Origin of the sequence: Acinetobacter sp. A47 (assembly GCF_000805455.1) — a bacterium.
Taxonomy (GTDB): domain Bacteria; phylum Pseudomonadota; class Gammaproteobacteria; order Pseudomonadales; family Moraxellaceae; genus Acinetobacter.
The window spans coordinates 60,480-75,878 of sequence record NZ_JSUS01000009.1 but is presented as its reverse complement, the minus strand read 5'-3'; the positions used below and the strand labels follow the sequence as shown (position 1 = coordinate 75,878).

Below are 15,399 nucleotides of genomic sequence, written 5' to 3'. Positions count from 1 at the left end.
GCACCAATTTAGAAATGAATTTGTAATTTTGATGAATAGTGGTGCAATTTGCTTAAAAATAGCACAGTTTATGGGGGTGAATGCATTATCATCCAGCAGATTTTATTGATTGGTTGTTCGTGACAAGCATGAAGACAGATCGCCACCATCACGCTTTATCTTGTTCCGACTGAAGATCAGGCGTGACGATGGAGCGTCTGTGTATTTACAGCACGGGTGGGGTATAGCTTAAGGTTCTGCCTAAAATCCAGAGCAGGAACAGGACCAGAGGTAGATGAACCACCAGCTGGGTGACGGTAAAACCAATCACGTCTTTGGCTTTGAGTTTTAAAATGCCAAGCATCGGCAGCATAAAGAACGGGTTGATCAGGTTGGGGAGGGCTTCTGCAGCATTATAAATCTGCACAGACCAGCCGAGATGCACTTGCAGATCATTGGCAGCCTGCATCACATAGGGTGCTTCAATAATCCACTTGCCACCGCCAGAAGGCACAAAGAAACCCAGCACGGCAGAATAAATCCCCATCACAATGGCAAAGCTTTCTTTGGAGGCAATCGAGACAAAGAATTCGGCAATATAGTGTGACAGTGATAAATCCTGAGCATTCAGGGCTTGTGTCATGATAAAGGCAATGCTGCCGTAGAGCGGGAACTGGATCAGAATCCCTGAGACCGCAGGTACTGCCTGACTGACGGCATTGAGAAAATTACGCGGGGTACGGTGTAAGGCCAGACCTAACATTAAAAACACAAAGTTATAGGTATTGAGACTGGAAATGGCAATGATCGGATTGGTCTTGGAAAACTCGATAAACATCCAGATCAGGCCGAGTATCACCACGATAATAGTCAGTAACGGCGAGTTTTCCAGCCAGTCTCCTGGTCGGGTCGATTTAACCTCAGTTTTTTCCTCTTCTTCAAAATTCAGTTCAAAATCCTGCATGGTTTTGACATTATCCCCTTTGGGGGCCGACCAGTAGGCAATCGCAATCGAGACCATCACCAAGATCAAGGTCATCAGCAAAGACTGCCACAGGAAGATGGTTTCGGTAAATGGAATGACGCCGGTCAGGTTGTAGATTGATTCGGGCAGACTGGCTTTATTGGCCTGTAATTGTGCCGCAGATGAACTGATGCCCAGTGCCCAGGTCGCGCCCATGCCAATAATGGCGGCAGCTGCAGCAGCACGGTAGTCCATCTGTAGTTCTTTGCGCTTGGCCAGGGCAATCACCAGTAAGGCGGTTAAAATGGTACTGACCGCCCAATTGACCAGTGAAATGAGCAGACTTGTGGTGGCAACCAAGACAATGGCACTACGTCCCGAATGCGGAATACGCGCCATCATCTGAATCAGTTTTTTCACAGGCGCAGACACGGAAACCACGTAACCGACAATGATCAGCATGGTCATTTGCAGGGTAAAGGGAATCAGGCTCCAGAAACCGTTACCGAACGAACTGGCGACATCCTGTACCGGGGCGCCGATACAGATGGCTGCAAATGAAACAATGATGACACCGAGTAAGGCAAAAATATAAGAGTCTGGAAACCATTTTTCCGACCAGTTGCTGATCCGTAAGGCGAAACGCTCCAGCAGCGCAGGTTGTTTATTCATGTTAAGTATCCATCTTTGCTTGTTATAACGTTCATTTGTCCTGAATGAATGTTTTGTTGCCTAGAAACGGCCAAAAGTGATGCCCGGAAAGCATCACTTCAATAAGGAAAATAAAAGGATTTAGTCGGTTAAGCCTGGGTATCGATCAACAGCTCAACACCTGTCGCCGCCTGAATTTGTTGTTCAGTCACATCGGGTGCCAGCTCGACCAGTTTGATGCCTTCTGCAACGACGTCGAGTACGCCCAGATCGGTAATGATGCGATGCACCACTTTTTGGCCTGTGAGGGGTAAGCTGCACTGTTTGACGATTTTGGCTGTTCCATCTTTGGCAGTATGTTCCATCAGCACCACCACCCGCTGTACCCCTGCAACCAGATCCATGGCACCGCCCATACCTTTGACTTTTTTGCCCGGAATCATCCAGTTGGCGAGGTCGCCTTGTTCCGAAACTTCCATCGCACCGAGAATGGCAATGTTGACGTGGCCGCCACGAATCATGGCAAAGGATTCACTGCTCGAGAAAAAGGCCGCACCTGCACGTGCCGTCACCGTCTGTTTACCTGCATTGATTAAATCAGGGTCGAGCTGCTGTTCAGTTGGAAATTCGCCTATGCCGAGTAGACCATTTTCCGATTGTAACCACACATCAATATTTTCTGGAATGTAGTTGGCAACCAGTGTGGGAAGGCCAATGCCGAGATTGACGTAGAAACCGTCCTGTAATTCTTGTGCGGCACGCTGTGCCATTTGTTCACGTGTCCATGCCATGATTATGCGTCCTGTGCTTTTAGGGTTTTTTGTTCGATCCGTTTTTCTGGTGTGGCATTCAATACCACACGATTGACGTAAATACCCGCCAAATGGATTTCATCTGGATCAAGTTCACCAATCTCGACAATCTGCTCGACTTCGGCAATGGTGATTTTGCCTGCCATGGCACATTCAGGGTTAAAGTTTCGTGCGGTTTTACGGAACACCAGATTGCCGGCTTTATCGGCTTTATAGGCCTTGACCAGTGCCACATCTGCAGTCAGTGAGGTCTCAAGAATATAGCTGCGGCCATTAAAGTCGCGTTGTTCCTTGCCTTCAGCCACCAGGGTGCCTGCACCTGTTGCGGTATAAAAGGCAGGAATGCCTGCGCCACCTGCACGTAATTTTTCGGCGAGTGTACCTTGCGGGGTAAGTTCCACTTCCAGTTCGCCGTTTAGATATTGGCGTTCAAATTCTTTATTTTCACCGACATAAGACGAGATCATTTTTTTAATTTGTCGGGTCTTGAGCAACACACCCAAGCCAAAATCATCAATACCGGCATTGTTGGAGATGCAGGTCAGGCCGGTTACGCCAGTTTCTTTGAGTGCCTGAATCAAGGCCTCAGGAATGCCACATAGGCCAAAACCGCCTACAGCCAAGGTCTGCTGATCTTGCACCACATCTTGTAAGGCCAATGCCGCAGTTGAATAGACTTTATTCATGGTTCACCTGTAAATTCCCTGGTTTTTATTAGTTTTAGCACTCGGCAATTATTTACAGAAGTTTAAATTTTTAAAGAATTAATAAGCGAAACTCATTAATTGGCAAGCGCCAGACAAAATGGTTCATAGTGGCCAAGGCTAAGCTTCAATGGCGACAGAATCGAGATTTTGGGCCGAAGCGGAAAAATCATGTCGGGTTAAAACATCTATAAATTCAGCTGAAATATTGGAAAGCTCAAAGTCCTTCTTATAGACAATGCCAATCGCCTGAGGCAGTTTACCATCTTCGATTTCAATCAGGACATTGTGTTCTTTATCAATAAAATTCTGAAAATGACGGGGAATGGCACTGACGCCCATACCCAGTGCCACAAAGCTGGACAGGGAGCTGATCTGGTGACATTCAATTTTCAAGTCCAGGGTCAAATGGTTTTTCAGGCAGTTTTCTTCGATCAGGTGCCGAACAATGGAAGGATGCTGTAGGGTCACAAAGGGGTTGGCACACAGCTGTTTCCAGCTGATCGAATCTGCGCTAGCCAGTGGATGCGTCTTGGGTAACAGCGCCAGAAAATCCTCCTCAAATAAGGGCTTAAACTCCAGCTGGTCATTGCGTGGTGGCTCAAAGCAGATGCCGATTTCAAAAATGCCATCCAGTACATTTTCCAGCACTTTTTCATTGGGAATATCGTGAATGGAAAAGCTGATATTGGGATGTCTGGCTAAAAAACGATGGATCACTTGCGGCAAAATGGCATGGGTGACAAAGGGCATCGAGGCAATATTGAGGGTACCGCGATTGAGCTTAAAACGCTGCTTGACGTCTTTTTCCATATCTTCCCAATTGGCCAGTAATTTCTTGGCATAGGGAATCAGCGATTTACCTTCCTGGGTCAGTTCAACCCGGCGGGTATTGCGCTTAAACAGTTTACCGCCCAGCTCTTCTTCCAGTGACTTGATACTCAAGCTTAAAGCTGACTGGCTCAGATGCAGTTCAGCAGAGGCATTTGCATAATTCAGGGTACGGGTTAAAGCCAGAAATGCCTTGAGTTGCTTGAGTGTCATGTGCCATTGCCTGTTCGGAAAGTTTTTGTTTTATCAGAAGTAATTTATAAAAAAAACGGTCAGTTGTGACTGGCATTTTTGTTAATTTGCTGGCGCGAGACAAGCGCTTTATTTTTAAAAAATACCCATAGTGATTATAGGTTTATTTTGTCTGCCTATGGAGAAGTGAATTTTAAAAATAAAACAGACTCATCTCTGCCAAGATTAATGAGTATTTTTGAACAGTTGATTTATTTTATTAATCAATTAAATTTATTTGGCTTTGTTTGTGTATTTTATTGATTTTTAAATGGAATTTAAATTATTTATTTTGTTTTAATATTATGGTTTTTTATGGTTTTAATGCTATGTTAAATACTACAGTGCGTTTGTATGCATGTTGGGTTTTATGTATTGCATGAAGCAATAACGTATTTTTTATGGTTAGGATAACCCCTATAAAATATTAATAAATATTTGGTTGACCCTGACATATATTCTTGAGAATGGAGTAAAAGAATATGTGGGACTTATTTGTCATTCTGCTGTCTTTAGGCTTGCTGATGTACACGGCCTATCGTGGTTTTTTCGTGATTTTGATGGCGCCGTTATGTGCCTTGCTGGCGGTTTTTCTGATTAATCCTGCTAATGTGCTGCCGTTTTATTCGGGCGTTTTCATGCCAAAGATGGTCAATTTCATTAAAGACTATTTTCTGGTGTTCCTGCTAGGGGCGATCTTTGGCAAAGTGGTGGAAATGTCGGGCATTGCCGAGTCGATTGCCCGTACCATTGTCAACTGGATTGGTGCCAAGAAAGCGATTTTAACCGTGGTGCTACTCGGTGCCATTCTGACCTATAGCGGTGTCAGCCTGTTTGTGGCGGTATTTGCGATTTATCCATTTGCCAATCAGCTGTTCCAGCAAGCCAATATTCCAAAACGTCTGATTCCCGGCACCATTGCCCTCGGCGCATTTACATTCACCATGGATGCCTTGCCGGGGACACCGCAAATTCAGAATGTAATTCCGACCACCTTCTTTGGTACCAATATCTATGCAGCGCCGTTTCTGGGTGTGATCGGGGCGATTTTTGTCTTGGGGATGGGGCTGCTGTATCTGGAGTCACGCCGTAAGGCTGCGGCTCGTGCAGGTGAAGGCTATGCCTGTTTTGCTACTGAAGGTGCCGTCACGCAAACGGCTGCCGATGTTGAATCATCAACCCAAAGCAATAGTTCAGTGCTGCGTCAATGCATGGCCTTTGTGCCGTTGATTCTGGTTGCGGTCATGAACCGTTATCTATCTACCGCCATTAAAGAATGGTATCCGAATGGCTTTGATTTCAATGCAATTGGCCTCGCTAACTACACGGTTGATGTGGCAAAAACAGGAGCGATTTGGGCAGTCGGTTTAGCCTTGATTGTCGGGATTATTGCGGCGATCTTGTTCGATTATCAGCGCGTGGTGACCAACTTTAAAGAAGGGGTGAATGCCAGTATCAGCGGTTCATTGTTGGCGGTGATGAATACTGCGTCAGAATATGGTTTTGGTGCGATTATTGCGGCATTGCCGGGCTTTGCTTTGATTAGCCATGCACTCGGTACCACCTTTACCAATCCTTTGGTCAATGGCGCTGTGACCACGACCGTATTGGCCGGCATTACCGGCTCAGCCTCGGGCGGGATGAGTATTGCCCTGAGTGCGATGGCAGAAACCTATAACGCTGCCATTGTCGCTGCGGGCATTCCACCGGAAGTGATGCATCGGGTGGTGGCGATGGCCTCGGGTGGCATGGACACGCTGCCGCATAATGGCGCGGTCATTACCTTGCTTGCGGTTACAGGTTTAACCCATAAGCAATCCTATAAAGATATTTTCGCAGTGACGATTATTAAAACCTTGGCGGTATTTGTGGTGATTGCTGCCTTTACATGGTTCGGGATTGTGTAAGGCATATTTTAAGTTGTGCTTGCCCGTATGGATGGGCGGGCAATACAGATCATCAAGAACAGGAGTAACACAATGACTCAACAACTCGAAGCCAAAGTGGCCTTTATTACCGGTTCAGCCAGTGGCATTGGTGTGGAAATTGCGAAAAAATTTGCGCAGGAAGGCGCCAAAGTGGTGATTTCTGATGTGAATGCCGAGAAATGCCAGCTCGCAGTGGAGCAGTTAAAACAGCAAGGGTTTGAAGCCTTGTCTGCGCCTTGTGATGTCACTGATGAACAGGCTTATAAAGCCGCGATTGATTTGACCACACACACGTTTGGGCGTCTGGATATCCTGATCAATAATGCCGGTTTTCAGCATGTCGCCGCGATTGAAGACTTCTCAACCGAGATTTACCAGAAACTGGTCCAAGTGATGCTGACAGGTTCATTTATCGGGATTAAACATGCATTTCCGATTATGAAAGCACAACAATATGGCCGGATTATCAATATGTCTTCGATCAATGGTCTGATTGGCTTTGCAGGTAAGGCGGGGTATAACAGCGCCAAGCATGGGGTGATTGGTTTGACCAAAGTGGCAGCTCTGGAATGTGCGCGTGACGGGATTACCGTCAATGCCTTATGTCCGGGTTATGTCGATACACCGTTGGTGCGTGGGCAAATTGCCGATTTGGCCAAAACCCGTAATGTGAGTCTGGAAAGTGCTCTGGAAGATGTGATTTTAGCCATGGTGCCCCAAAAGCGTTTACTCAGTGTGGAGGAAATTGCCGACTATGCGATTTTCCTGGCCAGCAGCAAAGGCGCAGGGATTACGGGGCAGGCAGTGGTGATGGATGGGGGGTATACCGCACAGTAAGCTGTGTATGTGATTGCATAAGCCGCTCAATTGGGCGGTTTTTTATGAAATGAAAGTAATGAGCTAGCACAGCGCAATTTGTTTAATTTTTTCATCTGTTAGAATGAATCAGCCTTTAATTCTAATACGACTTCATATGAACAATAAACTCATCAGCTTTTGTCTTTTATCAGTCTGTTTACTTCAGTTGAGCCAAGCCCAAGCAACGCCATTCAAGACGTATCAATCCGAGCCGTTGCATTGTGGTGAAGCGATTTTTCAAGTGATCTCGTCCTGTTATGATCCAGACGAAGGTACGTTGAGAGGCAGTGGCGGCGTCATGCGTGAATCCTGTCAATCGAGTCATTTGCTGGTGAACTGGAAAGGACAGCAAAAGCGCATTGATTTTCCCATCGCCACCGCAGCGCAAACGCAGCAATTAAAAAGTAAAGGTTATAGGTTGCAAAAAGTGATTCGCCAAGGGGATTGGTCACCACAAAGTTTGGCCTGTGGTCAGGTCAAAGGCATTTCAGGCTATTTTGTGGTGGTCAATCAAGCAACTACCAATGATTTGAATCAAGAGTACTTGGGCAAAGGATCGTTGAGTGAAGAACCCGTGTTACTGAATCTGAATGGCAGCATGACCAGTGATGTACTTAGACAAAAAATCTATCCTTTGCTGAAACAGGATAAAGTTAAAATCACCAAAGTCGTTTCAGCCAATGCCTTATTTGGCGATGAGTAAAGCTTCGTTCAGCGACTGGTTTATCCAAGCAGGATATTGAGAATGTTGGCTGACTTTGTCGGCTGATTATTGCTACACTTTTTTATTTTTAGGCAGATACATGATGTCTTTTGATCTTAAAGTCAGTTTAAAGCAAAGGGCTGAACCTTCTGCACAGCAGAAAAAGCTGAATCGCCTGATTGATCAAATAGAACAGCAAAAAATCAGCCTTGCCATGTGGCAGAATGCCCAAGCTGAAATTCAGCAACATACACGGCAAAAACTGATGCCTGTGTATAGCGAGCTGCATGACATCCTGTTTCAGCAGTTGAATCAGCTTTGGATGCTGTTACAACAGCATGAGTTTTCCAAAGCCGATATGCAGCAACTGGATGAAAAAATTGCCCAACTTGCCCAAATGTTAAAGCATTCCAAGATGTTGAAGGAGGAACAGTTAAAACTGGTCAGGCAGATCGATACCTTTTATCAGCAACATGCCCAGCAATTGGCTAAAAAGAATAAAAGAGTACAGTCAACCAAGTTTGAACAGGATGAAAGTCCTGAGCATGGTGCAGCATCAGAACAAGGTGATTTTGAGCAGTATGCGGCTGAACAGCAACAGGCTAGGGAACAGGCCAAATTACTTCGACAGCAACAGAAACGTGAACAAGCTGAGCAAATGGCAGCGCAATCGCTGAAAACGGTGTATTTAAAAATTGCCGCGATGATTCATCCTGATCGTGAGCAAGACGAGTCCAAAAAGGAAGAAAAAACAGTGTTGTTTCAGCAGGCCAGTCAGGCCTATGAACAGCAGGATTTGTTTTATTTGCTCAAGCTTCAATTACAGCTTGAACAGAATAAAGGCGTTGGGGCTAAAGAGTTATCTGCAGAACAAGTGAAGTTTTATAAACTGGCTTTGGATGAGCAAAGTCAGCAGCTTGAAAGTCAAATTGAAGAGATTCTGGATTCTTTTCAGTTGGGGAAAAAAGTCAAAGCAGAGCATGTGCATATTAGTGATGTATATAAAGCCATAGATGCGGATTGTGCTGAGTTAAAACAGCAGTTGAAGTGGGAAAAAGAGCGTTTAAAGCATATGAAGAAGGTGAGTGGGGTAGAGATGTTGTTGGGGCATGGGGTGTTGTAACCTCACCCTAGCCCTCTCCTGAAAGGAGAGGGAACTTCATTGCGTATCGAATAACTATCAAATTTACAAAGGATGCTCCCTCTCCCTCAGGGAGAGGGTTGGGGTGAGGGGAATTAAAAAGAGGAGAAAAAAATGAAACTAGACCCACAATTATTAGAATTCGCCAAAGCTATGCGCAGTAATGCAACAGATGCTGAACATCTGATGTGGCAATTACTTCGTGCTAAACAGTTTATGAATCTGAAATTTCGCAGACAGCATGTGATTGCACCTTATATCGTGGATTTTTACTGTCATGAATTGGGTTTGGTGATTGAGTTAGATGGCAGTCAGCACGGTACTGACGACGGAAAAGAATATGACGCTGAACGAACCAAGTTTTTAGAAGCTTTAGGTTTAAAAGTGGTGCGGTATTGGAATCATGATGTGCTAAAAAATACTGAATCAGTTTTAGGAGATTTATGGAATGTTTGTTTGCATTTAAAAAGAAAAAGCACCTCTCCCTAACCCTCTCCTACGAGGAGAGGGAATATGACACATCAAATACTATATTAATTCACATATCTAAAATTAATAATTAGCAAAGTTGATTTTTATTTAGGTTAATTGGTTCTATGAATCGACTCAGTTTTAAAAAGCATAAAGGGCTGAATTATCAGCCCTTTATGTATAAAATAGATCAAACAAGCAACACTTTAAAGCGCAGCAATCTGCTCCATACTTTGCTTAATCTTCGCTAACTGATCAGCAAACTCAGCCAATTTCACTTTTTCACCTTCAACAACCGCTGCTGGTGCTTTAGCAACAAAACCTTCATTAGAAAGTTTATTGGCAATTTGATCATGTTGCTTTTGAACCTTATCCAAGTCCTTCTGCAAACGACCCAATTCAGCTTTAGGATCAATCAAGCCTTTCATTGGTACAAATACCGATGCATGACCTACAACACTTGAAGAAGAAAGCGGTGGTTCTTCGCCTTGTGTCAGGAAGGTAATGCTTTCAACTTTCGCCAAGGCTTTAAATAACGCTTCGATACGTGTGATTTGCTCACGTTCAGCATCAGAAATATTTTGCAGCAATACCGGCAATAAACGCGCATTACCCAAGCCCATTTCACCACGGATGTTACGTACCGCACCAATCAGACCTTGTAACCACTGCATATCAGCTTCAGCTTGATCATTCATCTTCGCTTGATCAGGAACAGGGTATTGCGCAGTCATAATCGTTGCGCCGCCTTTGCCTAACATTGGCGCAAGGGTTTGCCAGATTTCTTCAGTCAAATACGGCATCAATGGGTGAGCCAAACGTAAAGAGGCTTCCATTACTGCAAGTAATACACGGCGAACTTCGGCTTTACGCTCTTCAGATACGTTGGCATCGTTCAGAACCGGTTTGGTTAACTCAACGTACCAGTCACAGTATTCATTCCAGATAAAGTCATAGATCGCTTGCGCAGCAAGGTCTAAACGATAAGTGGCGAATGCCTGGTGTACCGCAGCTTCTGCTTTTTGCAGACGGCTCATGATCCATTGTTCAGGCAGTTCCCATAGATCAGGACGTGCTTCTTGACCAACAGTTTGTCCTTCAACATTCATCAATACGAAACGGGTCGCGTTCCAGATCTTGTTACAGAAGTTACGGTAGCCTTCAACACGCTTCATATCGAACTTGATGTCACGACCGGTGTTGGCAAGCGCACAGAAAGTGAAACGAACTGCATCTGTACCGTAAGCCTGAATGCCTTCCGGGAATTCTTTACGCGTTGATTTTTCAATCTTCGCTGCCTGTTTCGGATTCATCAAACCTGTAGTACGTTTTGCAACAAGGCTTTCCAGATCGATACCGTCAATCAGGTCGAGTGGGTCAAGCACGTTACCCTTAGATTTCGACATCTTCTGGCCTTCGCCATCACGAACCAGGCCGTGCACGTAAACGGTCTTGAATGGAATCTGAGATGAACCGTCTTCATTTTTCATGAAGTGCAGGGTCATCATGATCATACGTGCAACCCAGAAGAAGATGATGTCAAAACCTGTCACCAACACATCAGTCGGATGGAAAGTTTTGAGGAAATCATTGGCCGCATCTTTCTCTGCATCACCGGTCCAACCTAAGGTTGAGAAGGTCCACAGGGCAGAGGAGAACCATGTATCCAGTACATCTTCATCCTGGTTTAGAGCAGTATCCGCAGGGATGTTATTTTTGGCACGAACTTCAGCTTCGTCACGACCCACATATACATTGCCTTCAGCATCGTACCAGGCTGGAATACGGTGACCCCACCACAACTGACGTGAAATACACCAGTCCTGAATGTTGTTCATCCACGCCATATACATGTTGCTGTATTGCTCTGGAACGAACTTGATACGGCCATCTTTCACCGCTTCGATTGCAGGCTCTGCCAATGGCGCAATTTTCACATACCACTGGTCAGTCAATAATGGCTCAATGATCACACCAGAACGGTCACCGCGAGGTGGTTTCAAGGTATACGGTTGGATCTGTTCTAACCAGCCTTCAGCTTCAGCCTGTTCAACCAGTTTCTTACGCGCTTCAAAACGTTCTAAACCGATATAGTCTGCTGGCGCAGCAATGGTTTTAGAAATCTGCTCGCCCGCTCTGGCGATATATTCAAACTCAGCCAGAACTTCTGCATTTTTATTGAAGATATTGATGATTGGCAATTCACAACGCTTACCTACCTCATAGTCATTGAAGTCGTGCGCAGGGGTGATTTTTACACAGCCGGTACCAAATTCTTTGTCGACATATTCGTCTTTAACGATTGGAACAGCACGGCCGGTAATTGGCAGGATAATGTTCTGGCCTACAAGATGTGCATAGCGTTCATCATCCAGTGCTACTGCAACAGCGGTATCACCCAATAAGGTTTCAGGACGTGTGGTTGCCACAACGATGTGATCTTTACCATCGTGGGTACGCAGTGATTTGTCTTCAAAGAAATATTTGAAGTGCCACAATGAACCTGCTTCTTCTTTATCTGACTCAACTTCGAGATCAGATAGCGCAGTCTGTAGTTTCGGGTCCCAGTTAACCAGACGCTTGCCACGATAGATCAAGCCATCTTCATGCAGTTTGACGAACACTTCTTTCACTGCATTGGATAGACCTTCGTCCATGGTGAAACGTTCACGTGACCAGTCTACAGACGAGCCGAGACGACGGATCTGACGGGTAATGGTACCGCCTGACTGTTCTTTCCATTCCCAGATTTTTTCGATGAACTTTTCACGGCCTAGGTCATGACGGCTGATGTTTTGTGCACCCAACTGACGTTCGACCACCATCTGCGTTGCAATACCTGCGTGGTCAGTCCCCGGTTGCCATAAGGTATTTTTACCCATCATACGGTTGTAACGGGTGAGGGCATCCATGATGGCATTGTTAAAGCCATGACCCATGTGCAAGCTACCGGTGACGTTCGGTGGTGGAATCATGATACAGAATGATTCACCTTGACCTGAAGGCTTGAAGTAACCTTGTTGTTCCCAGATTTGATACCACTTCTTTTCGATCTCGGTTGGATCGTAAGTGGTTGCAATATTTTGAGCAGATTGAGCGTCAGTCATAGTACAGAAGATTAAAATTGAATAAAAAATTGCATCTATTGTAGCAAAAAATCCTCGCTTCTGTAGGTCTTTCAGCATGCCATCGCCGAATCAATACAGCCGCTCAAATAATGTCTGCATTCCGGTTTGTTACAGTGGCATGAGAGCACATTCCGCTTCTTTAGCGCAAAAGATCTGAATGCAGACAAGACGGGCTCATTCCTGATCAGGCATTTGTAAGCTTTGATTTTTCACATAAAACCGATGAAAGGCATTGGTTTTTTATACAAATAGCGTTAAATTTGTGTTGTGCATCACATAACTTAAAAATATTGATGCTTAAAACAACAATATAAAAACTGAAAACTACAAAAAGGGATGATGCTCATGAGTTATTCAATTCTGTTGAAAATTAATGAAGTGACACATGGACAGTTTGAAGTGATTCGCCAGCAGTTAAATGCCGGCACGGAGGTGAGTCAGGCAAGAGAACTGGGAGAAGTCCTTTCCGAGATCGCCTGTGAGATTGTTGAACAGGTCTTTTCCGTATTGCTGATCCAGAACCGCCAGCCAACGCCGTTAATGCAAAAGTATACCGCCGAGTCTGAAACAGTAATCCAGCAGATCATTGGTGCGGTACGCAAATATATGCCCTGGTCGATTTCATTTTTTGGCAATGAACGGCTATGTCCCTTTGCCAATTATTTTTCCAACATGATCAAGTACCACGATGAACAGGTCTATGTGTCCTATCCGATTGACCGTAATCTGGTACAGCAGGCGCATGCCTTGGTAACCCGTCTGAGAAATAATGAAATCAGCGATATGCTGGATGTGTTCCAGACCCTGATCCAGATTGTGGATCTGGGGGTGACCAGCCTGATCCGTGAACCGAAAAAGTGCCTCAACTTTAATACGGTGGTCGATAAAACCCTGAACGGAGTGATTAATATGACGGCGCATCTCAGTTATAAACGTTTGGAAAAAATGAGCAATCAGGTCGATAGTCATGCGGCAACCGATTGTGTGAACCATTTTTTAGCATTTATGCATGTCGATACAGAATAGAGTGTGATAAATTCGGCGGGTACAACGCCAAAAATGATAGAAAAATAGATTTAATTATTAAAGGGCTTGTTTAACAAGCTCTTTTTTTATGGAATCTGACAGTTAGGGTTATCAGAATGAACACCGCCGTTTTTTTAAATATTCATGCGGATACTTATGCACGTTTTGCACATATTCGGACGCAATTATTACAAGGCAATAAAGAAAGTCAGGCTGGCGCATTAGGGAGCGTCTTGTCCGAGATGGCCTGTGAAGTCATTGAGCAGGTCTTTATCGTATTATTACAAGAAAACCAGCAACATTCGCAAACAGGCGAGTCTGAAAAAGTGATCCAGCAAATTCTGGAAGCTATTCGTAAATATATGCCCTGGTCGATTTCATTTTTTGGCAATGACCGTCTGATTCCGCTGGTTGAATATCTTTCAAAAACCATCCAGATTGAAGATGAAACCATTTATATGACTTATCCGGTCAAGCAACCGTTGGCGGAACAGGTCAAGGCATCTAGCCAGAAACTGGCAAGTGGCGATCACAGCGAAATTTCAAATTCCCTTAAATTACTGACCGAGGTGATTGATGCCGGGGTCGATCACCTGATTCGTGAACCGAAAAAATGTTTAAAGTTCAATTTTGTGGTGGATAAAACCTTAAATGGTGTAATTAACATGACCACACATCTGGGCTATAAGCGTCTGGAGAAGCTGGCAACCCAGATTGACCAGCAACTGGCAGCCACCTATGTGGACTACTTTCTTAAATTTATGCGTCATTCGGTATAGGCAGGAATAAATATGGCAAAACTGACAAGTCTTGAAAATAAGGTGGTCTGGATTACCGGCGCTTCATCGGGTTTAGGTAAGGCGCTGGCACGTGAATGTGCCTTGCAGGGTGCACAGGTGGTTTTGACCTCACGCCGTTATGATGAGCTGGAAGCGGTACGGGTCGGCTTGCTCAAGCCAGAACAGCATCTTTCGATTGCTGCCGATATTACCGATGAAGCCCAGGTACGACATGCCTATGAACAGGTGCTGGCAGCAAAGGGGCGGATTGACTGGCTGATCAATAATGCCGGTCTAAGCCAACGTGCCTTGATTCAGGACACCAGCATGCATACGGAACGTACCATTATGGAGGTCGATTACTTTTCGCAAGTGTTCTTTACCAAGACCGTATTACCGACCTTGCTGCAACAAAAGTCTGGCCGGGTGGTATTTGTCTCCAGTGTGGCGGGGCTATTGGGTACCCAATATCGCGCCACTTATTCAGCAGCCAAGGCTGCCATTCATATGTGGGCCAATAGCCTACGTGCCGAAGTTGCCAATGACGGTGTTGAAGTGTCAGTGGTCTTTCCGGGTTTTGTCAAAACCAATGTTTCATTCAATGCCTTAAATGGTGAAGGTAAACCGCAAGGCTATCAGGATGAAGCGATTGAAAATGGTCTGGATGCCGATGTATTTGCCGAACGGGTGGTACAATCCTTGATGGCAGGGGACGAATACATTGTGGTCGGTGGTAAAAAAGAACAGCTTGGGGTACTGGTTTCACGTTTGTCACCCCGTTTGTTATATAAAATGATTCGTAAAAGCAAAGTGAAATAAGCATGGATATTATTTTGAAAGGGAATATAAGTGGAAGATAGTCAAGACTTACCTCAGTCATCTTCAAGCCAGCGAGTATCCATAACAACGATCATCATTTATATATTGCTGGCATTAACTGCCAGTATTTCTATGGGTGTAATATTGAGCTGGCTATTCACGTTTAATATGTCGAATTTTGAAGGTCGCAGTGGCTATGCTGCGATCTTGTTTTTTATGTTGACAGCACCGATCAGCTTTTTAGCCACGCTGATTGCTCTACCGATCATGATTAAAAAGGCACCAAAAATTTTGCCTGCTGTTATGTGGGTATTTGCTGGTTTAACTTTACTGTTGGGATTCTTTAACTGACTGATCTCATTAAACATACAGCC

At 44.8% G+C, this 15,399-nt stretch carries 14 protein-coding genes; 9 read left to right on the top strand and 5 right to left on the bottom strand.

The features are described from left to right. Window positions 1-205: 205 nt before the first annotated feature. From OC23_RS03230 to OC23_RS03215, 4 genes are all read right to left on the bottom strand, one after another. Window positions 206-1,615 (bottom strand): short-chain fatty acid transporter, encoded by a 1,410-nt coding sequence (locus OC23_RS03230; RefSeq protein ID WP_038342773.1) that lies wholly within the window; start codon window positions 1,613-1,615, stop codon window positions 206-208. Between the two features lie 128 nt (window positions 1,616-1,743). After that, window positions 1,744-2,385 carry a CoA transferase subunit B gene (locus OC23_RS03225; RefSeq protein WP_038342772.1) on the bottom strand — a complete coding sequence of 214 codons (642 nt, stop codon included), beginning with the start codon at window positions 2,383-2,385 and terminating at the stop codon, window positions 1,744-1,746. Between the two features lie 2 nt (window positions 2,386-2,387). Continuing rightward, on the bottom strand, window positions 2,388-3,092 hold the full coding sequence (locus tag OC23_RS03220) for a CoA transferase subunit A (RefSeq protein WP_038342771.1): 705 nt from the start codon (window positions 3,090-3,092) through the stop codon (window positions 2,388-2,390). 138 nt (window positions 3,093-3,230) lie between these two features. Further along, the gene (locus OC23_RS03215; RefSeq protein ID WP_038342768.1) at window positions 3,231-4,154 is read right to left on the bottom strand and encodes a LysR family transcriptional regulator; all 924 of its coding nucleotides are present in this window, start codon (window positions 4,152-4,154) and stop codon (window positions 3,231-3,233) included. Window positions 4,155-4,654: 500 nt separating this feature from the next. Between OC23_RS03215 and OC23_RS03210 the strand changes: the two genes are divergently transcribed. From OC23_RS03210 to OC23_RS03190, 5 genes are all read left to right on the top strand, one after another. Then, window positions 4,655-6,079: a GntP family permease gene (locus OC23_RS03210; RefSeq protein ID WP_038342767.1), complete on the top strand. Its 1,425-nt coding sequence runs from the start codon at window positions 4,655-4,657 to the stop codon at window positions 6,077-6,079. 72 nt (window positions 6,080-6,151) lie between these two features. Further along, a complete protein-coding gene (locus OC23_RS03205; protein ID WP_038342765.1) occupies window positions 6,152-6,937 on the top strand; it encodes a 3-hydroxybutyrate dehydrogenase in 786 nt (261 codons plus the stop codon). 136 nt (window positions 6,938-7,073) lie between these two features. Further along, window positions 7,074-7,661, top strand: a complete 588-nt coding sequence (locus OC23_RS03200; RefSeq protein WP_038342763.1) for a hypothetical protein — start codon at window positions 7,074-7,076, stop codon at window positions 7,659-7,661. A 103-nt stretch (window positions 7,662-7,764) separates the two neighbouring features. Then, window positions 7,765-8,784, top strand: coding sequence for a molecular chaperone DnaJ (locus tag OC23_RS03195; protein ID WP_038342761.1), 1,020 nt, complete (start codon window positions 7,765-7,767; stop codon window positions 8,782-8,784). 132 nt (window positions 8,785-8,916) lie between these two features. After that, on the top strand, window positions 8,917-9,291 hold the full coding sequence (locus OC23_RS03190; protein ID WP_038342759.1) for an endonuclease domain-containing protein: 375 nt from the start codon (window positions 8,917-8,919) through the stop codon (window positions 9,289-9,291). 188 nt (window positions 9,292-9,479) lie between these two features. On the opposite strand, the gene OC23_RS03185 is transcribed toward OC23_RS03190, so the two are convergent. Next, window positions 9,480-12,380: a valine--tRNA ligase gene (locus OC23_RS03185; protein WP_038342757.1), complete on the bottom strand. Its 2,901-nt coding sequence runs from the start codon at window positions 12,378-12,380 to the stop codon at window positions 9,480-9,482. Between the two features lie 366 nt (window positions 12,381-12,746). Between OC23_RS03185 and OC23_RS03180 the strand changes: the two genes are divergently transcribed. From OC23_RS03180 to OC23_RS03165, 4 genes are all read left to right on the top strand, one after another. After that, window positions 12,747-13,427: a hypothetical protein gene (locus OC23_RS03180; RefSeq protein ID WP_038342756.1), complete on the top strand. Its 681-nt coding sequence runs from the start codon at window positions 12,747-12,749 to the stop codon at window positions 13,425-13,427. 116 nt (window positions 13,428-13,543) lie between these two features. Continuing rightward, window positions 13,544-14,206: a hypothetical protein gene (locus OC23_RS03175; protein WP_038342755.1), complete on the top strand. Its 663-nt coding sequence runs from the start codon at window positions 13,544-13,546 to the stop codon at window positions 14,204-14,206. Between the two features lie 12 nt (window positions 14,207-14,218). Beyond that, the gene (locus OC23_RS03170; protein ID WP_038342754.1) at window positions 14,219-15,025 is read left to right on the top strand and encodes an SDR family NAD(P)-dependent oxidoreductase; all 807 of its coding nucleotides are present in this window, start codon (window positions 14,219-14,221) and stop codon (window positions 15,023-15,025) included. A gap of 30 nt (window positions 15,026-15,055) precedes the next feature. Then, the gene (locus OC23_RS03165; RefSeq protein ID WP_038342753.1) at window positions 15,056-15,376 is read left to right on the top strand and encodes a hypothetical protein; all 321 of its coding nucleotides are present in this window, start codon (window positions 15,056-15,058) and stop codon (window positions 15,374-15,376) included. Window positions 15,377-15,399: the final 23 nt, after the last annotated feature.